Below are 23,039 nucleotides of genomic sequence, written 5' to 3' on the forward strand. Positions count from 1 at the left end.
GCTGGTGTTTTTTGCCGAAGACGCTTTCAATGCGAAAGCGCTTTTAAGTGACGACATAACATAGCGAGGTTTACGATGGATACGGTTTCTCCTGCTAAACGAAGCTATGTTATGTCCAAGGTTAAGGGGAGAGATAGCAATTCAGAAAGAATCGTTAGACGTCTCGTCTATCATGCTGGATTTCGTTATCGTTTATGCGATCCGCGATTGCCGGGCAAGCCAGATTTAGTGTTTTGGGGAAAGCGTAAAATTATCTTCGTGCATAGCTGTTTTTGACATGGTCATGAGGGATGTCAGCGAAATCGTATGCCAAAGTCAAACCAGGAATACTGGTTTGTTAAGTTGGGGAAAAACAAAGTCAGAGATACTTTGCATTTATCAAAACTACATGAAATGGGGTGGCAGAAGTTGGTGGTTTGGGAGTGCGAACTTAAAGAAACAGATATCCTTTTGGAAAAAATGAAAACGTTCTTAAAAGAATGATGGACAGGACAAATTTCAATAAAACGTTGCGTATTTATATAGATAGATAGTAGTTTTATAGAAAACCCTCACATAAGATCATTATAATGCTTGTTTTTGATAAAAACGGTACTGAACTGAACGCGGAATGCACAGTAGATGAAGAAGATGGGGTTTATGGCCTAATCCTTGAGTCTTGGGGACCAGCACACAGAAACAAAGACTACAATATTGCCCTCGATTGTATCATTGAGCGACTGATCAATTCCGATGTAGATAATGTCGTTGTATATCTTGCCTCATCGACAGCCAGAAAGCATATGCCGTCCATAACTGAAAGAAAAATCCATCCTGGTGAATACTTTTCTCTAGTAGGTAATAGCTCTCGAGATATTCGCCAAGAAATGTGTAGTTATCAAGCTCATTTCAGTAGCACAGGTAGAAAAGAAGTTCCTTCTGGTAACAGGACCAAACGAATAATGATAAGTGTTCCTAAAGTCAACAGTGGCGAATTTTGGGAACAAATAATACATGGAGAATCATCAGATCTCTTGCAACCTACAGATGATGAGAACGTTCTGAATACAAGAGTTAGCAAATTAATAAAAAAACCTCTGAGTAAGCCCAAAGGATATAAAGTACCAGGCGCGGTAGAGCGACTTCAAAAGGTCTATGTTAGAGATCCTGCGGTGAAAGCTTGGATCTTGCAGCAAAGTAAGGGTGTTTGTGAAAACTGTGGTGCAAAGGCACCTTTTTATTTAAACGATGGTAGCCCATACCTGGAAGTACATCACGTGATACCTCTATCTTCAGGAGGTGCTGATACCACAAGCAACTGCGTTGCACTTTGTCCCAATTGCCATAGGGCCTTGCACTACAGTCAAAATGCGAAAGAACTAGTCGAGATGCTTTACATTAATACAGATAGATTGCAGAAGTGAGGGGGTTCTTTTCTAAGTGGCTTGCAGACGAGCAACGTCCCATTTCTTTAAGAATAAGCAAGCGAGACGGTGATCTAGTTTCCTCTTTTTTACCCTGCAAAGGCAAACTTCTTGAAGCCGTGTCGTTTGTAATCTCCCCCGTTCCGGGTATCATTTTGCGAACTGCATTCCAAAAATGAATTTGCGGAAAAGCATGGCTGCTTTTTCGCTGCGATCTCCCCCGAGGATTTTCATGAACAACGCTGAACAACTCTTTCTGAACGAGCTGGATAACAAATTCTGGAAGGCCGCTGATAAGCTACGTGCCAACATGGATGCCGCCAACTACAAGCACGTGGTGCTAGGACTTATCTTTCTGAAATATGTCTCCGATGCATTTGAGGCCCGTCAACAGGAGCTGATAACCCTGTTCCGCGACATCGGCAACCCGGACAACATCTACGCCATGTCGCACGATGATTACGACTCCGACGAAGATTACGCACAGGCGATTGCTAATGAACTGGAAGTCAAAGATTACTACACCGAAAAGAACATCTTCTGGGTGCCAAAAGCAGCGCGTTGGGACACACTGAAAAACAAAGCCATGCTGCCAACCGGCACCGTGCTGTGGGTGGATGAAACCACTGGAAATGACGTCAAGCTGCGATCCGTCTCCTGGCTGGTGGACAATGCGTTAGATGAAATCGAAAAGACCAACCCGAAGCTGAAAGGCATACTGAACCGCATCAGCCAGTATCAACTGGGCAACGAGGTGTTAACCGGTCTGATTAATACCTTCTCGGATGCTAACTTCAGCAACCCGGAATATAACGGCGAGAAACTCAATTTAAAGAGCAAAGATATTCTCGGCCACGTATACGAATATTTCCTCGGTCAGTTCGCGCTGGCAGAAGGTAAGCAGGGTGGGCAGTACTACACGCCAAAAAGCATCGTGACCCTGATTGTCGAAATGCTCGAGCCTTATAACGGCCGCGTTTATGACCCGGCGATGGGTTCCGGCGGGTTCTTCGTGTCCAGCGATCGCTTCATTGAAGAGCATGCGGGCGAGAAGCAGTACAACGCCGCCGAGCAGAAGCAGAAGATTTCCGTTTACGGCCAGGAATCCAACCCGACCACCTGGAAACTGGCGGCGATGAACATGGCAATCCGTGGCATCGACTTCAACTTCGGCAGCAAAAACGCAGATACGCTGCTGGACGACCAGCACCCGGATCTTCGCGCCGACTTCGTGATGGCTAACCCGCCGTTCAATATGAAGGAGTGGTGGAGTGCCAAGCTGGAAAACGATGTGCGCTGGAAGTACGGCACCCCGCCGCAGGGCAACGCCAACTTTGCGTGGATGCAGCACATGATCCACCACCTCGCGCCAAAAGGTTCGATGGCGCTGCTGCTGGCGAATGGTTCGATGAGCTCTAACACCAACAACGAAGGCGAAATCCGCCGCAACCTGATCGAAGCCGATTTGGTCGAGTGCATGGTGGCGCTGCCAGGGCAACTGTTTACCAATACCCAAATCCCGGCCTGTATCTGGTTCCTGACCAAAGATAAATCCGGCGGCAACGGCAAAGCACACCGTAAAGGCGAAGTGCTGTTTATTGATGCCCGCCAGATTGGCTATATGAAAGACCGCGTGCTGCGTGACTTTACCCGCGAGGATATCGCCAGAATTGCCGAGACCTTCCATGCATGGCAATCAGATAAAGACTACGAAGACGAAGCCGGATTCTGCTTCTCGGCAACACTGGAAGATATTCAGAAAAATGACTTTGTGCTGACCCCTGGGCGCTATGTCGGAGCGGCCGAGCAGGACGAAGACGTTGAGCCCTTTGCCGAGAAGATGGCTCGATTGACGGCGCAGCTGAAAGATCAGTTGGAAGAGAGCGCGAAGCTGGAAACACAGATTAAGGCGAATCTGGAGGGGCTGGGTTATGGGTTTTGAAATAGTGCAACTCCAATCAATTTGCAAAAAAATTGTCTCAGGGGGAACGCCCAAGAGCACTAACCCAGACTTTTATAACAATGGGACTATTCCTTGGGTAAAAACCAAGGAAGTTAACAATAATAGAATTTATGTCTCTGAAAATTACATTACGGAACTTGGTCTTAAAAGTTCTTCAGCAAAAATAATCCCTGCAAACTCAGTAATTATCGCAATGTATGGGAATGGAGATACTGCTGGTAGAGTTGCGATAAATAAAATACCAGTGTCAACCAATCAAGCCTGTTGTAATTTAATTATAGATAACAGCAAAGCTGACTATCGCTATGTTTTTTATTTTCTCCGTACACAGTACCAGCGTTTAGTTGATTTGAAGAATGGAGGAGCACAGCAGAATCTTAATGCAAAAACTATTAAAGAATACCCTTTCCCTTGCGCACCACTTCAGTTTCAGAATGTTGTAGCTGATATTTTAGAAGGGCTTGATGAAAAAATCATACTTAATCAATGTATCAACCAAACCCTCGAACAAATGGCACAAGCCCTTTTCAAAAGCTGGTTTGTCGATTTTGAACCGGTAAAAGCCAAAATGGCAGTACTGGAAGCAGGCGGCTCGCAGGAAGACGCGACGCTTGCAGCCATGATGACGATTTCCGGGAAAGATGTCGATGCGCTGGCAGTTTTTGAGCGTGAACACCCTGAGCAATATGCCGAGTTAAAAGCCACGGCAGAGCTATTTCCGTCCGCGATGCAGGATAGTGAGATGGGGGCGATTCCAGAAGGTTGGGCTTTGGGGACATTAAGTGACATTGCAATTTTTGCCAACGGTAAAGTGGACGTTTCTTCTCTGACACCGGCTACATATGTTTCTACTGAGAATATGCTTGAAAATCGAGCCGGTATTTCTAGCGCTTCTTCATTACCCTCTGTAAACAGCGTTCCTAATTTTAGACGTGGACATGTTCTGATTTCCAATATTCGCCCTTATTTCAAGAAAATTTGGTTAGCTCGGTTCGAGGGAGGCCGTTCGGCGGACGTGTTAGCCTTTGAAGCAAGAGACTCTGTTACCGTGGAGTACATTTACAATTTGCTTTATCAAGAATCGTTCTTTGATTTTATGATGCTGACTTCTAAAGGTGTGAAAATGCCTAGGGGAGATAAAAAAGCGATAATGGGTTGGCAGTGTATTTGCCCTGAGAAGAAAATCTCACACGCTTTTTCAAAGGCTGTTGGTAACTATTATTCATTAATTGAAAGCAATCATGCTCAGAATAAGACTTTAACCCAACTCCGCGATACCCTTCTCCCCAAACTCCTCTCCGGCGAAATCACCCTGCCCGAAGCAGAGCAGGCAGTAAGCGAGGCGGAAAATGTATAAAGTCGATACGCCGACCAATAGCTTGCACTCCTTGCAAGAAGTGTCGTTCAGCAGCCTCGGCTTTCGCGAGCGCGATCATTTGCAGGAGTGGCTGGCGAAAAATCCGCAGACGCTGACCAAAAAAGACGACAAAGAAGACGAACTGCTGATTATCCAGAAAGAGTTCGCCGGCTTTGACGACACCAAAGAGCGCCTCGATCTGCTTGCACTCGATAAAAAAGGCAACCTGGTGATCATCGAGAACAAACTCGATGACTCCGGGCGCGACGTAGTCTGGCAGGCGCTGAAATACGCCGGATACTGCGCCAACCTGCGTCAGGAGAGCGTGGTGGAGATCTTCCAGCTCTATCTGGATCAGTACGATCCCAGCGAGAACCGCCAGGCAGCAGACGTCATCGCCGAGTTTATAGGCTGGGAAAGCCTGAAAGAAGGGGTGCTCAACCGTAAAGGCACCCAGCGGGTCATCATGGTCGCGGCCAATTTCCGCAAAGAGGTCACCAATACCGCGCTGTGGCTGATGCAGTTTGGTATCCGCGCCCAGTGCTTCAAAGTGACCCCTTACCGTTTTGGTGAAGACGTGTTTGTCGATATCCGCCAGGTTATCCCAACCCCGGAAGCGGAGTCATACATGATCGGCATGGCGCAGAAAGAGGCGGAAGAGCAGTCAACCTCCAGCAGTAGCGAACTGCAACAGCGTCATTATCTGCGCCGCGAATTCTGGACGATGGCGCTGGAAAAATTCCGCACCAGCCCCTGTACACTGTTTAACAACCGTGCCCCCTCAACCGATCACTGGCTGGCCGCCGGGTCGGGCGTCAGCGGCGTGCCGTTTGAGCTGATCTTTTCCCAGAAAGACGCTCGCGTGCAGCTCAATATTTCGCGCGGGGATGCGCTGGAAAACACCTGGTTATTTGAACGCCTGCAGGAACGCAAAACGCACATTGAATCGCTGTTTGGCGAGCCGCTCGACTGGCGATTGCTGCCAGAGCGAAAAAGCTGCCAGATCGTCTGCTCAAAGGCGTTTGACGGCGGCAATAAAGAGATCTGGCCTGCCATTATCAACTGGATGATGGATAGCATGAACCGTCTGGAAAAAGCGATCCGCCCGAGCCTGCTGGAACTGGCGATTGAGCTGAAACAGACCGGTATGATCACCGAGGGAGAGGAAGAGTAATGCTGAGCGAAGACGATTTAGAGCAGCAATGCCTGAAATGGTTTGCTGAACAGGACTGGGAAGTGCTGCACGGGCCAGATATCGCACCGGATGGAGACAACCCGCTGCGTGCTTCATTTCATGATGTGTTTCTGCGCCCGGTGATGCTGGAGCAGCTGCAAACCATCAACCCCCATCTCCCTGTTACCGTGCTGGAAGAGGTGATACTGCGTATTACCCGCCCCGAAAGCCCGGATCTGATCGTCAGCAATAAAGCCTTTCATCACCTGCTGCTCAATGGCGTACCCGTTGAATATAAGCATGAAGACAAGGTGATTCACGACAACGCGCTGTTAATGGATTTCAACCATCCAGACAACAACCGCTTTATGGTGGTGAACCAGGTCGCCATTCAGGGAATAAAACAGGTGCGTCGCCCGGATGTCATTGGCTATATCAATGGCCTGCCGGTAGCGGTGCTCGAACTCAAAAGTCCCATTGATGCTAACGCCGATATCTGGGCGGCGTTTAACCAGTTACAGACCTATAAAAATGAACTGAGCGACCTGTTTATCTGCAACGAAGCGCTGGTGGTGAGTGACGGGCAGAATGCGCGTATCGGCTCGCTGACTGCCGATGAAGAGCGCTTCCTGCCATGGAAAACCGTGGCTAACGAAGATGATAAACCGCAGTTTGACTGGCAGTTACAAACCGTCGTGAAGGGCTTCTTTAACCGTGCGCTTCTGCTCGATTACATTCGTTATTTTGTGCTGTTTGAGTCTGACGGTAAACGGCTGATCAAGAAAATTGCCGCCTATCACCAGTTCCACGCGGTGCGTGAAGCGGTTGCGGCCACGATTGTGGCGTCTACCGGCAAACACCTGCCGCTGCGCAGCAACATTACCCCCGGCAGTAAAAAAGCGGGCGTGGTGTGGCATACCCAGGGCTCTGGCAAAAGTATCTCTATGTGCTGCTACGCCGGAAAGCTGCTGCAACAGGCGGAGATGAACAACCCGACCATCGTGGTGGTGACCGACCGTAACGATCTGGATGGGCAGCTTTACGCCACCTTCTGCCAGGCGCAGGATTTGCTGAAACAGATGCCGTTACAGGCTAACGACCGCGACGAGCTGCGCGAGTTGCTCAATGCTCGTGAATCCGGCGGCATCATCTTTACCACCGTGCAGAAGTTTGCGCCGCTGGACAACGAGCGGAGCCATCCGGCACTCAATCAGCGCAGCAATATCGTGGTGATTTCCGATGAAGCGCACCGTAGCCAGTATGGCCTGAGTGCCACGCTGGACCGTGAAACCGGGGTCTATAAATACGGCTATGCAAAGCACATGCGCGATGCACTGCCGAACGCGTCGTTTATGGGCTTCACCGGTACGCCGATTGCCTCTGAAGATAAAGATACCCGTGCCGTGTTCGGTGATTACGTCTCGATATACGACATTCAGGATGCGGTGGATGATGGCGCGACAGTACCTATCTACTACGAATCCCGTCTGGCAAAACTCGATCTGAATCATGAGGAACTGGAAACGCTCTCCGACCAGGTAGATGAGCTGGTGGAAGATGAAGAGACGGACCAGCAAGAGAAAACCAAAGGTGACTGGAGCCGTCTGGAAAAACTGGTGGGATCTGAGCCACGTATCAAACAGGTAGCTGCGGATCTGGTTCAGCATTTTGAAACGCGCAACGCGGCCATGAACGGTAAAGCGATGATTGTCGCCATGAGCCGTGATATCTGTGTGAAGCTCTATGATGCCATCGTCGCAATCCGTCCGGACTGGCACAGTACAGATGTCGAACAAGGTGCCATCAAAGTCATCATGACGGGCTCGGCATCTGATAAAGACCATCTCCAGCCGCATATATACAACAAGCAGACCAAAAAGCGTCTTGAAGCCCGTTTTAAAGATTTGAACGATCCGCTGAAGTTGGTGATTGTCCGCGATATGTGGCTGACCGGGTTTGATGCGCCGTGTTGCCACACCATGTATATCGATAAACCGATGCGCGGCCATAACCTGATGCAGGCCATTGCGCGCGTTAACCGCGTGTTCCGGGATAAACCCGGCGGGCTGGTGGTGGATTACATTGGCATTGCCAACGAGCTGAAGCAGGCTCTGAAAACGTACACTGACTCGAAAGGGAAAGGGCAGACCACGGTAGATGCGCGGGAAGCCTTAGCCATTCTGTTGGAAAAAATCGATGTCATTCATGGGATGTTCGCATCCTCAGCAGGAAAACCCGGCTTTAGCTACGAAGGATTTTCTCGCGATCCATTAGCATTTTTACGCGATGCCGTGAACTACATTTTGGGTCTGGATGACGGTAAAAAACGCTACCTCGACGTTTCACTGGCGATGAGCAAAGCCTGGTCGCTCTGTAACACCCTTGATGAAGCTGAGCCCTTACAGGAGGAGTTCGCGTTTCTTTCTGCCGTCAGAGTGGGGCTTATCAAACTTGATCCGAAGGCAAAATTTAGCCAGTCAGAAAAAAACTCCCTGTTGAGCAAGATTCTCGATAACGCCGTTGTTGCAACCGGCGTTGAGGATGTGTTTGCTCTGGCGGGGTTAGATAAACCCAATATTGGGCTGCTGTCGGATGAGTTCCTGGAAGAAGTGCGGGAAATGCCACAGCGTAATCTGGCGGTGGAACTGCTGGAAAAACTGCTAAATGACGGCATCCATGCTCGTTCTGGTAATAACGTGGTGCAGCAGAAAAAATACTCTGACCGCCTGAAAGCCGTTTTGCTGAAATACAATAACCGGGCGATTGAAACCGCGCAGGTGATTGAAGAGCTTATCCAGATGGCGAAAGCGTTCCAGGAAGCGATGGCGCGTGATGAAGCGCTGGGGCTAAACCCGGACGAAATCGCGTTCTACGATGCACTGGCGGAAAACGATAGCGCGGTACGAGAGCTGGGTGATGATGTCCTTAAGAAACTGGCTATCGAAGTCACGTTAAAATTGCGTCAATCCACAACTGTAGACTGGCAGGTACGAGAAAGCGTGCGTGCGAGGTTACGTATTCTGGTGCGCCAGACACTACGCAAATATAAGTATCCGCCGGATAAAACACCGGGTACGGTGGAGCTGATTTTAAAACAGGCTGAGGTTATCTCGAATCATTGGACGGTATAGCAACTGATGAGTTCTATCCGCCGAGGATGACGGTGAATTTTAGTCTCAAAAAAATCTCATTTGATTATAAAAGGAAAATAGCAAAGTGAGTAGAAACCCATGGGAAGTTCCTGAATGGCATGCTCTAGGCCGAGAAGCATCATTAGTCTGTCATCTCATTGGATCAGGTGCAACAGCTATAGGTAGGGCCAATTATGCTGACAAGATGGGAGAATATTACACTGCGTTCTTTGGACTTTCAGTTGGGTTAGAAAGGCTTTCAAAGTTAATATTGGTTGCGCATTATGCTATTGAGAACCAAGGAAGAATGCCTGATGAGAAAGTTGTGAGAAAATTTGGACACAAACTAATCGACTTGACCAATGAGGTTGAGAATATTTCCAAAAAAATGGAACTATTACTTGAATATAAAATGCCTACAGGAAAAATTCCTCACAAGATACTTGAATGTTTAGATTCATTTGCTGATGCTCGGAGAGGTAGGTATGCAAATTTTGCTACATTAGGTAACCCCTCTTTAACCAGTGATGAACCTATTAACAAGTGGTGGGGAGAAGTAGCTGAGTGCATACTAGAAAAACATTATTACGGTACAACTGCTCAAAGACGTGTTGAAGGGGATGCTGAATTAATCGATGCTATGATGTCACGTTTTACAATGGTATTGCATACAGATGAGACCGGAAATATTATGCAAGATGTTAAGTCTTCCTCAACACGTACTGGGCAAAACGTTATCGTACAAAAGTGGGGAAGATACTATTCTCTAACTATCGCTCGATGGCTTGCAACAATTTTATCTGAGCTTTCTCAGATCGCTTGCTATAAATATAATATCGAAGGTTTTTTTGGTCTGAATGAACATTTTTATAGTTACACTGTTGACGATAGTTTCTTAAAAACCAGAAAGATATGGCCTCTAAAATAATAACAATCTTAACAAACACCATATATCGTGAATACGAAGCTGAGCTCACAACAAGCTGTGAGTTCCCTATTACTTCAGGCCCCTCTAAGTAAGCATGCATACCGTATTCCTGTTTTTTACATAAACCTGACAGTCAGGTTTTACTGGTTTCAACATATAAAGTTGTTAGGCTAAGTTTGAGCTAATACATATATTGCAGTCAATTGCTGCAACCAGAGATGCTTCCCACTTCAGCCCAACTATTTATCCACCATTACCCCGATTAATTTTCGCATAGTCAAACGGCGTAATCCCCTTCTCCCGATTCGCATCCAGATAATCCGCCCACCACTGCAGCATTAACCTGCGCTCTCCCAGATGCTCCGCCTTGTGGATGTAAGCTGCTCGCACAGAGCTACGCTCTTGGTGACTCATCTGCCGCTCTACCGCATCCCTCGACCATAATCCCGACTCGATCAACGAGCTACACGCCATCGTCCTGAAACCATGCCCACATACTTCCGTTTTCGTGTCATAACCCATCACTCTCAGCGCCTTGTTCACCGTGTTTTCACTCATAGGTTTACGCGGATCGTGATCGCCCACAAAGATCAGCTCACGGTTTCCACTCATGCTTTTGATCTTTTGCAAGATAGCGAGAGCTTGTCGCGACAAAGGAACAAGATGTGGAGTACGCATCTTCGAACCACGTTGAGAATGCTTAACTCCTTCCAGTGGCTCACGCTCGCCCGGAATCGTCCACATAGCCGTTTCAAAATCCACTTCTGTCCAGCGAGCAAAACGTAACTCGCTCGAACGGATGAAAACCAGTAACGTCAAATCCACAGCTAACCGCGTTAATGGTCTGCCGGTGTAGTTATCAATGCGATGGAGTAACTCAGGAATGCGATTGAGATCTAGCGCAGCGCGATGCTTTCGTTTAGCTGTTGCGATCGCACCAGTGATCTCTTGTGCAGGATTGTAATCAATTAAGCCGTTCTGTACCGCAAAGCGCATTATTGCCGTTGTTCGCTGTTGAAGACGCGCAGCCACTTCAAGGCGTCCTGACTTTTCCACTGCTTTAATTGGGACCAGTAAGTCACGAGTACCAATATCTTTGATATTTCGCTTCCCAACTGAAGCAAATAAATTGTCTTCCAAGCTTTTCAATACACGAGCGCTATGCGATGCCGACCACTTTTGATTGCTGGCATGCCAGTCTCTGGCGACCACTTCAAACGTTATCGCCTCTTGCTCCTGCTCTACCTTAACGGCTTTCTTGTTCTCACTTGGATCGACGCCATTAGCTATTAGCTTACGGGCTTCATCCCTGCGTGCCCGGGCATCCGCCAGCGAGACTTCGGGGTATTTCCCCAACGCCAGCATCTTCTCTTTGCCGCCGAAGCGATAACGAAGTCGCCAGTATTTAGAACCGTTAGGGTGAACCAGCAATACCATGCCGTCACCGTCAGTCAGTTTATAGGCTTTTGCTTCAGGCTTAGCCGAACGAACCTTCACATCACTCAGAGCCATGATGAGTATCCTTTCAAGGGTTCTGTGTGGGTACAAACATTATCGAACCGCGATATACCCGCAGTTGTACCCGCATCAGTAAGTTGATGTAGATTGAATCAGGTTGACTTAGGTAGAGTGAAAAAGCGAGGAAAGCCTTGCGGATACTGGATTTCAGGCACAAAAAAAGACGTCCGTTGACGTCTATTGATGTTCCGATGGTGCCGAAGGCCGGACTCGAACCGGCACGTATTTCTACGGTTGATTTTGAATCAACTGCGTCTACCGATTTCGCCACTTCGGCACTGAAGGGGATGCGGAAACGTTGTGGATTATACCTGTCGCGCGCCGCCATGCAAGCGGCGACGCGCTAAACCTACGCTAAGTGCCCAAAAAACCAGCGCCCTGTCATTCTACCTCGGAAACCGCCAGCCGAATCACGCCTGCCGCCTTCTGCTCTGGCAGCGCCAGCACCTTCGCCCACATCTCCTGCACCATGTCGCAGGAGAGCTTCTCTTTGCCCACCGCCTTCTCCGGCATCTGCAGCAGCTGGATGTCCTCGCCGTACTTGTCGGCCAGCGTTTTCATAATCGGACGGACATCCGTCACCGCGGCTTCGCGTTCTTCCGGGGTCACGGTGTGGCGATTTTTGCCGTAGGCCGCGCGCATCATGTCGGCGTCGGCCTGCATGCGCCGCGTCATCAGGTCTTTATCCAGCATGCGCATCGGGTTGACGCCCCCTTTTACCGCCGGGTAGAGGAAGCGGAAACAGGCGTCGTCGCTCACCTTCTGGATGGCGGCGGTCTGCTCCATGTTGATCGTCATATAGTTCACCACGTTAGCGTCCGGCGCGTTTTGCAGGCGCGACATCTGCAGATGCAGGATCTGCGGCTGGATGGTGTCGATAATCTTCTGCTCCGGCTCGCCGGCTTTTTGCAGGGCCGCCATCTGGTCAAGAATGCGCTGATGAAGCACAGGCTCCTGCTCTTTAATCACCTGCCAGGCGGGCATTGCGTTGAGGGTGGTATCAAGCTGCTGTTCGGGGGTGTGCTGGCGTTGTTTGTCGAAGTAGACCCAGAACGCCACGACGGCGGCCAGGAGAGTCACCACGACTATACGGATCCACGTTTTATTCATCTCGCATCCTTTTCTTTTCGCTATGCCGGTTTACACCGGCACGCCGCTGTGAAAGCGAAACTCGTTGTCCGGTGTCGAGATAAGTGTGGCTTCAATTTCGCCAAAAAGCTGTATGCGCGGTGAGATATCGTCGTCGCTCACCTGTTGGGCAAGCGTCAGGTAGTCCTGATAGTGGCGCGCTTCCGAGCGCAGCAGCGACAGATAGAATTTCTGCAGATCGTCGTCGAGGAACGGGGCCAGCGCGGCGAAACGCTCGCAGGAGCGGGCTTCGATGTAGGCACCGCAGATGAGCTTGTCGATAAGCGTCAGCGGTTCGTGCGTGCGCACCGCTTTCAGCATCCCTTTGGCGTAGCGGCTGGCGGTGATTTTGACGTACGGAATGTCGCGCGCCAGCATCGCCTCGCGCACCTGCCAGAAGTGGTGCAGCTCTTCTTTAATCAGCAGCACCATGCTGTCGATAAGCGCCTGGCCCCACGGGTCGTCGGTTTTGGGCATGACGCTTTTGCCAATCTGCTTGTGCAGGGCCACAAAATCCGGTTCCGGGCCTTCGCGGAAGGTGAACGCTTCGTAGGGTTTGAGCCAGTCGAGCAGCGCGTCGGCACCGCTTTCGTCGGCGACATATTTGCGCACCAGCAGCAGCGCGGTCTGGGCGGCCTTGAGCTCGCACACCATGTGGTCGGTGAGCAGCAGCGGCAGGTTCGCCGGGTCGCGGGCGTGATCAATCCATGCTGGTGGGGTTGGGCACTGGAGGAAGGTAAGAACGGGGGCGAGTATCTGCGGGTAATCCATGGTTCTGCCTTGAAAAAGCGGTGGCACGCGCCACCGCCTGAAACGCTTAGTGACGCACGCCGTCGTCGTCTTCGTCGATGAAATCTTCGTCGTCGCCTTCTTCGCCGTCTTCACCGTTCGGATCTTCGAAGTAGGTTCCCCAGCCGTCGTATTCCACTTCAAACTTCTCGGCCAGGTTCATCAGCTGTTCGACCTGAGCGTCGATCAGTTCTGCTTTCAGCGCGCCTTCGCTCAGAATATCGCAGCAGATGACGGTGTCGCCCTCTTCCACTTCCAGCTCTTCCGGCTCGGTCACTTCGTAACCCAGTTTGAAAGCTTCTACCGCCAGTTTTTCCAGCGCGTCGAAATCGTCAGCAGAGAAATGGTGCTCGATGGTGTACAGCGCGTCCGGATCGCTACCGTCTTCCAGCAGTTCTTCGATAATCAGGCGCGTCTCTTCGCGTTGCTCTTCCAGGTGTTCCGGGTTTGCCATGGCTCATTCCTCTTTAAAGTGCGGCAGATACTTCTATTTTCACACACGGACGGGTTTGCCTCCACCTTTGTTGGAAAGATTTGTGAAACGGGGTTGCAAATGAATAATTACACATATAAAGTGAATTTTAATTCAATAAGTGGCGTTTGCCATGTGAGGATAAAATGTCTGATCTGTACAAGAAACACTTTCTGAAATTGCTCGATTTTACCCCTGCACAGCTCAATACCCTGCTGACCCTTGCCGCTCAGCTCAAAGCCGATAAAAAAAAGGGTAAGGAAGTACAAAAGCTTACTGGCAAAAACATCGCGCTCATCTTCGAAAAAGACTCAACCCGTACACGATGCTCTTTCGAAGTTGCCGCATTTGACCAGGGCGCGCGCGTCACGTATTTAGGGCCGAGCGGCAGCCAGATTGGGCATAAAGAATCAATTAAGGACACCGCGCGGGTACTCGGGCGGATGTACGATGGCATTCAGTATCGCGGTCACGGTCAGGACGTGGTCGAAACGCTGGCGCAGTATGCGGGCGTACCGGTGTGGAACGGGCTGACCAACGAGTTCCACCCGACGCAATTGCTGGCGGACCTGCTGACCATGCATGAGCACCTGCCGGGCAAAGCGTTTAATGAGATGACGCTGGTTTATGCGGGCGATGCGCGTAACAACATGGGTAACTCGATGCTGGAAGCGGCGGCGTTAACCGGGCTGGATCTGCGTCTCGTGGCACCGAAAGCCTGCTGGCCGGAAGAGCGCCTGGTGGCGGAGTGCAGCGCGCTGGCGGAGAAGAATGGCGGGAAGATCACCCTGACGGAAGAGGTAGCGGCCGGCGTGAAAGGGGCGGACTTCATCTATACCGATGTGTGGGTGTCGATGGGCGAGGCCAAAGAGAAGTGGGCCGAGCGGATTGCCCTGCTGCGCGGGTATCAGGTGAACGCGCAGATGATGGCGCTGACCGGTAACCCCGACGTGAAGTTCCTGCACTGTCTGCCGGCGTTCCATGACGACCAGACCACGCTGGGTAAGCAGATGGCGAAAGAGTTCGATCTGCACGGCGGGATGGAAGTGACGGACGAGGTGTTTGAATCGGCGGCGAGCATTGTGTTTGACCAGGCAGAAAACCGGATGCATACCATTAAGGCGGTGATGGTGGCGACGCTTGGGGAGTGATCCTCTGTAGTCTGGTGCCCTCACCCCGGCCCTCTTCCACCGGGAGAGGGCGTAAACCGGCGCCGCTTCATTGATTTTTCCGCCTGAAAAAGGTACGTTTTCGCCTTAATTCCTGCGTGGACATACCAGCATTATGCCGATTATTCAGTCTGTTGAACGTGCGTTGCAGATCCTCGACCTGTTTAACGAGCAGGCCACCGAGCTTAAGATCACCGACATCAGCAAACTGATGGGGCTGAGCAAAAGTACCCTCCACTCGCTGCTGAAAACCCTGCAGCTTCACGGCTATATCGATCAGAATCCGGAAAACGGTAAATATCGCCTCGGCATGAAGCTGGTTGAGCGCGGCCATTTTGTGGTGGGCTCAATCGATATTCGCCAGAAGGCGAAAGGCTGGCTGACGGAGCTGTCGCAGCGTACCGGGCAGACCACCCATCTGGGGATCCTGGACGGTCGTGAAGGCGTTTATATCGAGAAGATTGAAGGCAAGCTGGCGGCTATCGCCTATTCGCGCATTGGTCGTCGGCTGCCGGTTCACGCCACCGCCATCGGCAAGGTGTTGATTGCCTGGCTTGGCGAGGCCGAGCTGAACGCCCTGCTTGAGGGCTATCAGTACACCACCTATACCCCTTCCACCCTTGCCTCCCGCGACGCGTTGCTGGAGGCCCTCGCCAAGACCCGCGAGCAGGGTTATGCCTTCGACCGCGAAGAGAACGAGCAGGGCGTGCGCTGCGTGGCGGTACCGGTGTGGAACCATGAATCCCGCGTGATTGCCGCCCTGAGTCTGTCGACGCTGACGTCGCGGGTGGATGACGCCGAACTGGCCTGCTTCCGCGAGCAGCTTCAGCAGGCCGGGCTCCAGCTCTCACGCGCGCTGGGTTACCCGGCCTGAGCCGCTATTTCGCGGCCGATTCGTAGGTGAAGTAATCAAAGTCAGCGTGGCAGCCGTCACCGCTGATGTCTTCGCAGTGCAGGCCGACAAACGCGCCGGTAAAGAAGCCGCGCCCACCGATGTAGTCGTCCGACAGTTTCCACGCTTCATACGTCACCGGCACGGTGTGCCACGTGTCACCGTCAAACGAGTAGCTGTAACGGTAAACCAGGGTGTCGACGTCAACCCGTAACCAGATGCTCTCTGCGCTGTCCGGTACCGGGATCGGCTGTTCATGCAGCGGCCACGACGGCACGTTGTGGTCAAGCTGGATCACTTTGATCGTTCTGCCCTGCCCCTCCTCGTAGTCCACAAAGCAGTAGCTCCAGTTTTTACTGTTGTAGTAGCAGGTCAGCCCGGCGCTCTGCTGGAAGTGAACCGGCGAGAACTGCATGCGCGTCTCTGCCCGGAAGGCGAAGTGCTGCCAGCGGCGTGCCACGGTCGACTGGGTAAAGGTCGAGTTAAGCGAGTCGTTGCCGTAAAGCCGCAAATACCCCGGTCGCACGCTGAGCGAGCCGAGGGTGTCGTCGAACGGAATGCGCAGGGTCTGCAGCTCCGGGTCAAGCGTGCTGCCGTCGAAATCCTCCCGCCAGCGGTCCCGGGAGGCGGCGGGCTGCTCCGCTATCTGCGGGCCGGGGACGGTCAGCTGCGCGTGTTTACCGCCGTCAACGTACGGCCAGCCGTCGCGCCATTCGATGCGCGCAATGCCGGTCTCGCGTCCCAGCGGGCAGTAGCCGCGCCCGCCCGAGACCAGCAGCGGTATACCCGGCAGGCGCAGCGGTCGGCTGGTGAGGTAGGCCATATACCACTCCCCGGTGTGGGTCTGCAGCAGCGAGCCGTGGCCGCTCTTCTGCAGCGGGTTCTCCGGCAGATGCCAGCTGGTCATCATCGTCACGTCCGGATGCAATTCGTACGGCCCGTCGAGAGTTTTTGAGCGCAGCACCACCACCGCGTGTTCATAGCTGGTGCCGCCTTCGGCGACCATCAGGTAGTACCAGCCCTCTTTACGATAAAGGTGCGCCCCTTCGGTGTAGCAGAGCGGCGTGCCGGTAAACAGGGTTTTGCGCTCGGGCGAAAGGGTGCCGGTCTGCGGGTCAAACTCCTGCATCACGATGGTGTTATGCGGGTTGCTGTGATGGCGCGGCCCCCACGGGCGGTAGAGGTAGTATTTACGGCCATCATCGTCGTGGAACAGCGACGGGTCAAACCCTCCGTTGCCCATCGGGATCGGTTCGCTCCACGGCCCCTCGATGGAGGGCGCAGTGACGAGAAAGTTACGGCCATTTTTCCACGGCGAATCGACAATTTTCACGTCGGTGTACAGCAGCCAGAATTGGCCATCGGCGTAGCTCAGGCACGGCGCCCAGATGCCGCCGGAGTCCGGGTTGCCCTTCATGTCCAGCATCGACACCCTGTCCAGCGGCGTGCTGACCAGCGACCAATTCTTCATGTCACGGGAGTGGTAGATGCGCACGCCCGGAAACCATTCAAACGTCGAGGTGGCGATGTAGTAATCCTCCCCCTGACGGCACAGGGACGGGTCCGGGTTGAAGCCGGTGAGGATCGGGTTTGTTATCGTTGTCATGTTGCCTCCTGTTAATGGGATGCGGCTGTCGCAGCCTCGGGCACGGCGTCACCCTGCGTTGCACGGTGCTTAATCAGCTGCTGGCTGATGGCCGCCACGCGGGCGTCGGTGAGTTTGTAGAACGACAGCATGATGAACATGCCCACGTAGAGCACCACCGGCACCACGCAGAACAGAATTTTAATGGTGGTCAGCACTTCGACCGGCTGCACGCTGCTGCTGGCGGAGTAGTTCACATACGCCAGGATCCAGCCCACCACCGCGCCGCCAATCGCCAGACCGATCTTCAGGCTGAACAGGTAGGTGGAGAACACCAGCCCGTCGAGGCGGCGACCGCTGCGGCTCTCCTCGTAATCCACCACGTCAGAGGCCATCAGCCACTGCAGGGGCGTGGTGGTGTTAAAGACGAACAGGAACAGAATGTTAAGGGCGAAAATCAGGGCGATATGTTCGGCCGGGATGAAGAAAATCAGCAGGCTGATCAGGGAGTAGGCCACGATAATCCACTTGAAGGCGGTCACCCGGTCAAAGCGCCCCAGCAGGCGGGATGAGCAGAGCGAACCAAACATGGTGGCGAGGCTGCCGTAAAGCAGAAACTGCGTCGCCATCTCCGGGTGATCCATGACGTATTTCACGAAGTAGAGCGTCGCCCCGCCGCGGACCACGTTGGAACAGGTCGCCATCATCTTGAACGCACACATAATGCGCCACTGGGTATTGCCGAACAGAAGCTTGAGGTCTTTCGACACCGACGACCCCGGCTGCACCTCAAAGATGTAGCGCTCTTTGGTGGTGAAGAAGCAGACGTAGAGCAGCACCACGCCGCTCAGCCCCAGCACGCACATGGCGCCGAAATAACCGACCTGCTCATCGCCTTTACCAATGATGCTCACCAGCGGCAGGGCAATGCCACTGATGGCCAGCGATCCCGCCGCCGCGAGGAAAAAGCGCCAGGACTGCAGCGCGTGGCGCTCTTTCGGGTCAGCGGTGATGACGCCCGGCATGGCGCAGTAAGGGACGTTAACGAAGGTGTAAACCAGGGTCAGCAGAATGTAGGTTATGCAGGCGTAGATGATTTTACCCTGCGCGGAGAAGTCCGGCGTGTAGAAGGTCAGCACGCAGACAATCCCAAACGGGATCGCGCCCCACAGCAGGAACGGGCGGAACTGGCCGTGACGCGTGCGGGTGCGGTCAACCAGCAGCCCCATCAGCGGATCGGTGACGGCATCCAGCACGCGGGAAACTAAAAACAGCGTCCCCATAATGCCCGCCGACAGGCCAAACACGTCGGTATAGAAATAGGCCAGCAGGAACATGGTGGCCTGCCAGACAAAGCCGCAGGCGGTGTCACCCAGCCCGTAGCCAATTTTATCTTTCATGGTTAATTGCATCATTACCCCCAACGGCAGTACGTGGAACAGTGCAAACGCCAGGGTCCTGATTCAGGCAAATAAATGCCCGGTGCATCATCAGGAATACACCCTTATTTCGTGTGCTGAATTCACAACATCGTGTTAATAGAGTGTAATTAAGTGTTCAATTAACCGACAATGGTCATATCTTATTTCTGAATTATGATATTTTGCTTTTGTGACACCACTCGACATCCTGATATCATTTAAAGACCTTGCTTTTCATGTAATTAGATTATTTACGCAATAATAAAAAACAGACATGCAAAAGCCGTCCACGGAATATTTTCCGTAGACGACAAGAGCCAGAAATATAATTAAAGACCGAGCGCTTTTTTACCGGCGTTAATTACCTCGATGATTTTATCGGTGTCATAAATACACCCTTTCCAGGTGCCGCCACTCACCGACTGCAGAGCCGCCCACAGGCGGGTATCGTCTGGCAAAAATGCGTGGGCGTGCAGATCAGGATGCACCGGACGCGACGCCAGCACGCGCGCCCCCTCTTCCGGCGTCAGCGGCTGCTCCGCCGTGCCGATAAAGTTAACGCTGCCCGTTAAGGACAGGCGGTCGACGCTGATCTCAATGATATCGTTGTCGCGCAGCTTGCCGATGGGGCCACCAGCCAGCGCTTCCGGCGACACATGGCCGAAGCACGCCCCGGTTGATACCCCCGAGAAGCGCGCATCGGTGATCAGCGATACCGTCTTGCCCCACGAGATATGTTTCAGCGCAGAGGTTAGCTGGTAGGTCTCTTCCATGCCGGTGCCGGACGGGCCTCCGCCAATCACCACCATAATATCGCCCTGCTGGATAGCCTCCTGCTTGATGGCCTTGATGGCCTGCGCTTCAGAGACAAACACCCGCACCCGGCCGGTATGGCGGTAAACGCCATCGTCATCCACAACAGACGGGTCGATGGCCGTGGCTTTGATCACCGATCCTTCGGGCGCGATATTGCCGGTCGGGAAGCAGACCGTCGAGGTCAGGCCTTTCGCGTGGGCGCGCTCAGGCGGCAGGATCACGTCATCCGGATCGACGCCGTCCTGCTCGCGCAGGCACTGACGAAAACGCGCCCGACGCACTGAGTTTTCCCACCAGTCGAGGTTCTCCCCGACCGTCAGGCCGGTAACGGTCATGGCATCTTCATGCAGCAGCCCCAGCTTGCGCAGATGGAGCATCACCTCCGGCACGCCGCCCGCCAGGAAAGCACGTACCGTCGGGTGGTAGTCCGGGCCGTTTGGCAGCACGCTCACCAGACGCGGAACCTTACGGTTGATGCGCGTCCAGTGCGCCACATCCGGAATGGTGCAGCCCGCCGCATGGGCAATCGCCGGGATGTGCAGCAGCAGGTTGGTGGAGCCGCCAAACACCGCGTGAAGCACCATGGCGTTTTCAATGGCTTTGTCGGTCAGGATATCGCGAGTCGTGATCCCACGGTTATCCAGCTCGCTCACCGCCCGCGCAGACTGACGGGCAATCTCCAGCCACACGGCCTGCCCGGACGGGGCGAGCGCGGAGTGCGGCAGCGCCAGACCCAGCGCTTCGGCCACCACCTGTGACGTTCCCGCGGTGCCGAGAAACTGACAGCCGCCGCCGGGTGATGCGCAGGCGCGGCATCCCAGCTCGGCAGCCTCCTGCAGCGACAGCTCATGGTTAGCGAAACGCGCACCAATGGTCTGCACTTTTCCGGCATCTTCCCCCACGGTCGGCGGCAGTGTCGCCCCACCCGGCACCAGAATGGTCGGCAGATCATGCATGGAGGCCAGCGCAATCATGGTCGCGGGCAGCCCTTTATCGCAGGTTGCCACGCCGATCACCGCGCGCCGCGTCGGCAGGGAGCGGATCAGACGACGAAACACGATCGCCGCGTCATTACGGTACGGCAGGGAGTCGAACATGCCGTGGGTGCCCTGAGAGCGTCCGTCGCACGGATCGCTGACGAAGGCCGCAAACGGGATCCCACCATTACGGGTGATCTCCTTCGCCGCCGCCTGCATCTGCATGCCAATCTCCCAGTGCCCGGTGTGGTAGCCCAGCGCAACAGGTCGTCCGTCCCCGGCGCGAATGCCGCCCTGCGTACCGATAATCAGCACCTCTTTGCCGGTCAGCTTGTTGGCGTCCCAGCCCATACCGGCGTTTTGCGTCATGCCAAACAGGTTACCGCTGGGGGATTCCATCAGCATTTGCGGCGTCAGCGGCAGCGCCCCCTGCGGCCCGGCCGCATGGGTGATGACGGCATAAAACGCATCGTCCTGTGGGGTGAAAATTTTCTCAATGGTCATCGTCGTCTTCCGGCTCAGCAGAGCTTGAGCTGTTGCAACAGGGTTTTCAGCTGCGCCTTACGCGGTTCATCCAGTGGCGACGCGGGCGGCAGCACGTATGTGGAGATCGGGCGGCCGCACAGCACAATCGCCTCTTTAATGACGTTCACAAACGGCGTATCGAGCTGATACATCTGCGGTATTTGCAGCAGGACCTGGTGGTATTCGGCCGCCTTCGCCACCTCCTGGTCACGCCAGGCCTTCAGCAGATTCACCGACACCTGCGGAGCAAAGTTACCGCTGGCCGAGATCGCGCCATCGCCCCCCAGCAGCAACGTATTAAACAGATGATCGTCATAGCCGCACAGCACCGTGAAGTGCGGATGGGCAGATTTGACGGTGTGGATCATGCTACGCAGATGGGCGACGGAATCGATCGTGTCTTTGATGCCGACAATATTGCTCCGCGAGTCGGCCAGGGTTTTGACCAGCGCCGGAGTCAGATCCTGCCCGGTCAGCGCCGGGAAGTTATACAGTATTACCGGCAGCGTGACGCTGTCTGCCACCTGTTCGAAATAGCGGATCAGATTCGCTTCGGACACTTTCCAGTAGTACGGGTTGATCACCACGATCCCGTCGGCGCCGGCCTGCTGCGCATGCTGGCTCAGTTCAAAGGTTTCCCGGGCATTGGTGCCACCGGTGCCAATCAGCACCGGCACCCGGCGATCGACATGATCGATAGCAAACCGGGCAATGGTTTTACGCTCTTCGGCGTTTAGCTGGGAGAACTCGCCGCCGCTGCCCAAAAAGAACAGGCCATCGACGCCTGCGGCGATCAGGTCGTCGATCAACGCGGCGGTGCCGTGTTTATCAAGCTGTCCATCGGCGGTAAAGATGGTGGAGACAGGGGGAATGATTCCCGTGAACAACGCGGTCTGCGGCATGAGATCTCCTTGCTGAATTATTTTGTTCTACATTATAGAACAGCGTTCATTAATTTAACGATCATACTATGACGCAGAAAAAGCGCAGGTAAATGGGAGGCGATGAGGGAGTGCGGAAAATATTAGCTGGATCACATAATGACGGGCTGCGGCCTGATGCTTTCACCCTCTCCCACCGGGAGAGGGAACATTTCACCCTTCTCTTACGCTAACAGGGCTTACCCCACCAGCATTTTCACCACCACTTTACGCACCTTCGCAGGCGCGCCCACCGCGCACAGCGGCTTGTGCACTTCGCCTGGATAGAACACCACAAAATCACCTTCACTTAACACCACCGTTTTCTCCTGCCCGCCCTCGGGCAAAAACGCGATGTCTTTATCCGCCAGCCAGTCGGTGTCCGGCGTACCGTGCGGCAGGGTACTGAAGGTCATCCCCTCCTGGCCTTTCATGATTATCTGAATATCCAGATAGCGGGCGTGATACTCAGCGCGGCGCTCGGCAAACGGCTGGGTCATATCTTCAGACACCAGATAAAACAGGCTGTTGCCTTCGATGTCGTGTTTGCCGCAGGGGGTAGCATCGGTAACGTGCGCCTTGACGTACTCGATAGCCTGACGCAGTTCTTCAGGTAGCCAGGACTGCTGATGAAGGATGTTGCCAGCGATCATAAATAAACCCTCAATATAAAACAGCGTTTCATTTTAATCTTTTATACGAGAATTCAGACTGTCCTACCACCGCTTTTTCGATGAGTTTTGCGCGAGCGCATGTTTATCGGGAAATGTGTTACTCCACTGTTAATCGCTCACAGGCATTTATGCAGTCTTTATGCATAACCCCAGCCCTCCGCTTTCAGGACGTGATGCTAACTTACTGATCGTATACG

Annotated in this window: 19 protein-coding genes and 1 tRNA gene; 10 read left to right on the forward strand and 10 right to left on the reverse strand. The window is 53.3% G+C overall.

All coding sequences use genetic code 11. The annotated features are described in order from the left end of the window. Positions 1 to 75 precede the first annotated feature (75 nt). The 7 genes from BJ887_RS23340 (at position 76) to BJ887_RS13365 (ending at position 9,956) form a co-directional block, all read left to right on the forward strand. Positions 76 to 276, forward strand: coding sequence for a hypothetical protein (locus BJ887_RS23340; RefSeq protein WP_380025535.1), 201 nt, complete (start codon positions 76 to 78; stop codon positions 274 to 276). 293 nt (positions 277 to 569) lie between these two features. Further along, entirely contained in the window at positions 570 to 1,403 is an 834-nt protein-coding gene (locus BJ887_RS13340; protein ID WP_121339973.1) for an HNH endonuclease signature motif containing protein, read from the forward strand. A 232-nt stretch (positions 1,404 to 1,635) separates the two neighbouring features. Further along, positions 1,636 to 3,345, forward strand: a complete 1,710-nt coding sequence (locus BJ887_RS13345) for a class I SAM-dependent DNA methyltransferase (RefSeq protein ID WP_121339974.1) — start codon at positions 1,636 to 1,638, stop codon at positions 3,343 to 3,345. Continuing rightward, positions 3,335 to 4,723 (forward strand): restriction endonuclease subunit S, encoded by a 1,389-nt coding sequence (locus tag BJ887_RS13350; protein WP_121339975.1) that lies wholly within the window; start codon positions 3,335 to 3,337, stop codon positions 4,721 to 4,723. Before BJ887_RS13345 ends, BJ887_RS13350 begins: the two co-directional genes overlap by 11 nt. Then, entirely contained in the window at positions 4,716 to 5,897 is a 1,182-nt protein-coding gene (locus BJ887_RS13355) for a DUF4268 domain-containing protein (RefSeq protein WP_121339976.1), read from the forward strand. Before BJ887_RS13350 ends, BJ887_RS13355 begins: the two co-directional genes overlap by 8 nt. Beyond that, entirely contained in the window at positions 5,897 to 9,028 is a 3,132-nt protein-coding gene (locus BJ887_RS13360; protein WP_121339977.1) for a type I restriction endonuclease subunit R, read from the forward strand. The genes BJ887_RS13355 and BJ887_RS13360 overlap by 1 nt, the downstream gene beginning before the upstream one ends. Before the next feature lie 85 nt (positions 9,029 to 9,113). Then, entirely contained in the window at positions 9,114 to 9,956 is an 843-nt protein-coding gene (locus tag BJ887_RS13365; protein WP_121339978.1) for a hypothetical protein, read from the forward strand. A gap of 243 nt (positions 9,957 to 10,199) precedes the next feature. Here the strand turns inward: BJ887_RS13365 and BJ887_RS13370 are convergent, their stop codons facing one another. From BJ887_RS13370 to rraB, 5 genes are all read right to left on the reverse strand, one after another. Then, on the reverse strand, positions 10,200 to 11,468 hold the full coding sequence (locus BJ887_RS13370) for an integrase arm-type DNA-binding domain-containing protein (RefSeq protein ID WP_069196998.1): 1,269 nt from the start codon (positions 11,466 to 11,468) through the stop codon (positions 10,200 to 10,202). 198 nt (positions 11,469 to 11,666) lie between these two features. Next, positions 11,667 to 11,751: transfer RNA gene (locus BJ887_RS13375), tRNA-Leu, on the reverse strand. Positions 11,752 to 11,855: 104 nt separating this feature from the next. After that, positions 11,856 to 12,584, reverse strand: a complete 729-nt coding sequence (locus BJ887_RS13380) for a hypothetical protein (protein ID WP_020885380.1) — start codon at positions 12,582 to 12,584, stop codon at positions 11,856 to 11,858. 30 nt (positions 12,585 to 12,614) lie between these two features. After that, positions 12,615 to 13,373, reverse strand: coding sequence for a tRNA isopentenyl-2-thiomethyl-A-37 hydroxylase MiaE (gene miaE, locus BJ887_RS13385; protein WP_073397216.1), 759 nt, complete (start codon positions 13,371 to 13,373; stop codon positions 12,615 to 12,617). 46 nt (positions 13,374 to 13,419) lie between these two features. Then, positions 13,420 to 13,845: a ribonuclease E inhibitor RraB gene (gene rraB / locus BJ887_RS13390; protein ID WP_014168417.1), complete on the reverse strand. Its 426-nt coding sequence runs from the start codon at positions 13,843 to 13,845 to the stop codon at positions 13,420 to 13,422. A gap of 99 nt (positions 13,846 to 13,944) precedes the next feature. On the opposite strand from rraB, the gene BJ887_RS23165 reads away from it, so the two are divergent. From BJ887_RS23165 to xynR, 3 genes are all read left to right on the forward strand, one after another. Further along, positions 13,945 to 14,040 carry a hypothetical protein gene (locus BJ887_RS23165; protein ID WP_215723726.1) on the forward strand — a complete coding sequence of 32 codons (96 nt, stop codon included), beginning with the start codon at positions 13,945 to 13,947 and terminating at the stop codon, positions 14,038 to 14,040. Next, on the forward strand, positions 14,010 to 15,014 hold the full coding sequence (gene argF / locus BJ887_RS13395; protein WP_121339979.1) for an ornithine carbamoyltransferase: 1,005 nt from the start codon (positions 14,010 to 14,012) through the stop codon (positions 15,012 to 15,014). The genes BJ887_RS23165 and argF overlap by 31 nt, the downstream gene beginning before the upstream one ends. A 133-nt stretch (positions 15,015 to 15,147) precedes the next feature. Then, positions 15,148 to 15,906 carry a DNA-binding transcriptional repressor XynR gene (gene xynR, locus BJ887_RS13400; RefSeq protein ID WP_121339980.1) on the forward strand — a complete coding sequence of 253 codons (759 nt, stop codon included), beginning with the start codon at positions 15,148 to 15,150 and terminating at the stop codon, positions 15,904 to 15,906. A 4-nt stretch (positions 15,907 to 15,910) separates the two neighbouring features. Here the strand turns inward: xynR and BJ887_RS13405 are convergent, their stop codons facing one another. The 5 genes from BJ887_RS13405 to BJ887_RS13425 all read right to left on the reverse strand — a co-directional run bounded on the left by BJ887_RS13405 (position 15,911) and on the right by BJ887_RS13425 (position 22,821). After that, positions 15,911 to 17,530, reverse strand: coding sequence for a glycoside hydrolase family 43 protein (locus BJ887_RS13405; RefSeq protein ID WP_121339981.1), 1,620 nt, complete (start codon positions 17,528 to 17,530; stop codon positions 15,911 to 15,913). Positions 17,531 to 17,541: 11 nt separating this feature from the next. Continuing rightward, positions 17,542 to 18,924 carry an MFS transporter gene (locus BJ887_RS13410; RefSeq protein WP_121339982.1) on the reverse strand — a complete coding sequence of 461 codons (1,383 nt, stop codon included), beginning with the start codon at positions 18,922 to 18,924 and terminating at the stop codon, positions 17,542 to 17,544. A 335-nt stretch (positions 18,925 to 19,259) separates the two neighbouring features. Then, positions 19,260 to 21,227 (reverse strand): xylonate dehydratase YagF, encoded by a 1,968-nt coding sequence (gene yagF / locus BJ887_RS13415; protein WP_121339983.1) that lies wholly within the window; start codon positions 21,225 to 21,227, stop codon positions 19,260 to 19,262. Positions 21,228 to 21,241: 14 nt separating this feature from the next. Continuing rightward, on the reverse strand, positions 21,242 to 22,150 hold the full coding sequence (gene yagE / locus BJ887_RS13420) for a 2-keto-3-deoxygluconate aldolase (RefSeq protein ID WP_121339984.1): 909 nt from the start codon (positions 22,148 to 22,150) through the stop codon (positions 21,242 to 21,244). A gap of 218 nt (positions 22,151 to 22,368) precedes the next feature. Next, positions 22,369 to 22,821 carry a YhcH/YjgK/YiaL family protein gene (locus BJ887_RS13425; protein ID WP_121339985.1) on the reverse strand — a complete coding sequence of 151 codons (453 nt, stop codon included), beginning with the start codon at positions 22,819 to 22,821 and terminating at the stop codon, positions 22,369 to 22,371. Positions 22,822 to 23,039 lie beyond the last annotated feature (218 nt).

Origin of the sequence: Enterobacter sp. WPR_3_1 (genome assembly GCF_003635055.1) — a bacterium.
Lineage (GTDB): Bacteria > Pseudomonadota > Gammaproteobacteria > Enterobacterales > Enterobacteriaceae > Enterobacter > Enterobacter ludwigii.

Bases quoted from the DNA above. Each gene is read 5' to 3' on its own strand.
- BJ887_RS13405 (WP_121339981.1), bottom strand. From the start codon at position 17,530: ATGACAACGATAACAAACCCGATCCTCACCGGCTTCAACCCGGACCCG.
- BJ887_RS13355 (WP_121339976.1), top strand. From the start codon at position 4,716: ATGTATAAAGTCGATACGCCGACCAATAGCTTGCACTCCTTGCAAGAA.
- yagE (WP_121339984.1), bottom strand. From the start codon at position 22,150: ATGCCGCAGACCGCGTTGTTCACGGGAATCATTCCCCCTGTCTCCACC.
- yagF (WP_121339983.1), bottom strand. From the start codon at position 21,227: ATGACCATTGAGAAAATTTTCACCCCACAGGACGATGCGTTTTATGCC.
- BJ887_RS23165 (WP_215723726.1), top strand. From the start codon at position 13,945: ATGAATAATTACACATATAAAGTGAATTTTAATTCAATAAGTGGCGTT.
- xynR (WP_121339980.1), top strand. From the start codon at position 15,148: ATGCCGATTATTCAGTCTGTTGAACGTGCGTTGCAGATCCTCGACCTG.
- BJ887_RS13410 (WP_121339982.1), bottom strand. From the start codon at position 18,924: ATGATGCAATTAACCATGAAAGATAAAATTGGCTACGGGCTGGGTGAC.
- BJ887_RS13360 (WP_121339977.1), top strand. From the start codon at position 5,897: ATGCTGAGCGAAGACGATTTAGAGCAGCAATGCCTGAAATGGTTTGCT.
- BJ887_RS13340 (WP_121339973.1), top strand. From the start codon at position 570: ATGCTTGTTTTTGATAAAAACGGTACTGAACTGAACGCGGAATGCACA.
- miaE (WP_073397216.1), bottom strand. From the start codon at position 13,373: ATGGATTACCCGCAGATACTCGCCCCCGTTCTTACCTTCCTCCAGTGC.
- BJ887_RS13380 (WP_020885380.1), bottom strand. From the start codon at position 12,584: ATGAATAAAACGTGGATCCGTATAGTCGTGGTGACTCTCCTGGCCGCC.
- rraB (WP_014168417.1), bottom strand. From the start codon at position 13,845: ATGGCAAACCCGGAACACCTGGAAGAGCAACGCGAAGAGACGCGCCTG.
- BJ887_RS13370 (WP_069196998.1), bottom strand. From the start codon at position 11,468: ATGGCTCTGAGTGATGTGAAGGTTCGTTCGGCTAAGCCTGAAGCAAAA.
- BJ887_RS23340 (WP_380025535.1), top strand. From the start codon at position 76: ATGGATACGGTTTCTCCTGCTAAACGAAGCTATGTTATGTCCAAGGTT.
- argF (WP_121339979.1), top strand. From the start codon at position 14,010: ATGTCTGATCTGTACAAGAAACACTTTCTGAAATTGCTCGATTTTACC.
- BJ887_RS13425 (WP_121339985.1), bottom strand. From the start codon at position 22,821: ATGATCGCTGGCAACATCCTTCATCAGCAGTCCTGGCTACCTGAAGAA.
- BJ887_RS13350 (WP_121339975.1), top strand. From the start codon at position 3,335: ATGGGTTTTGAAATAGTGCAACTCCAATCAATTTGCAAAAAAATTGTC.
- BJ887_RS13345 (WP_121339974.1), top strand. From the start codon at position 1,636: ATGAACAACGCTGAACAACTCTTTCTGAACGAGCTGGATAACAAATTC.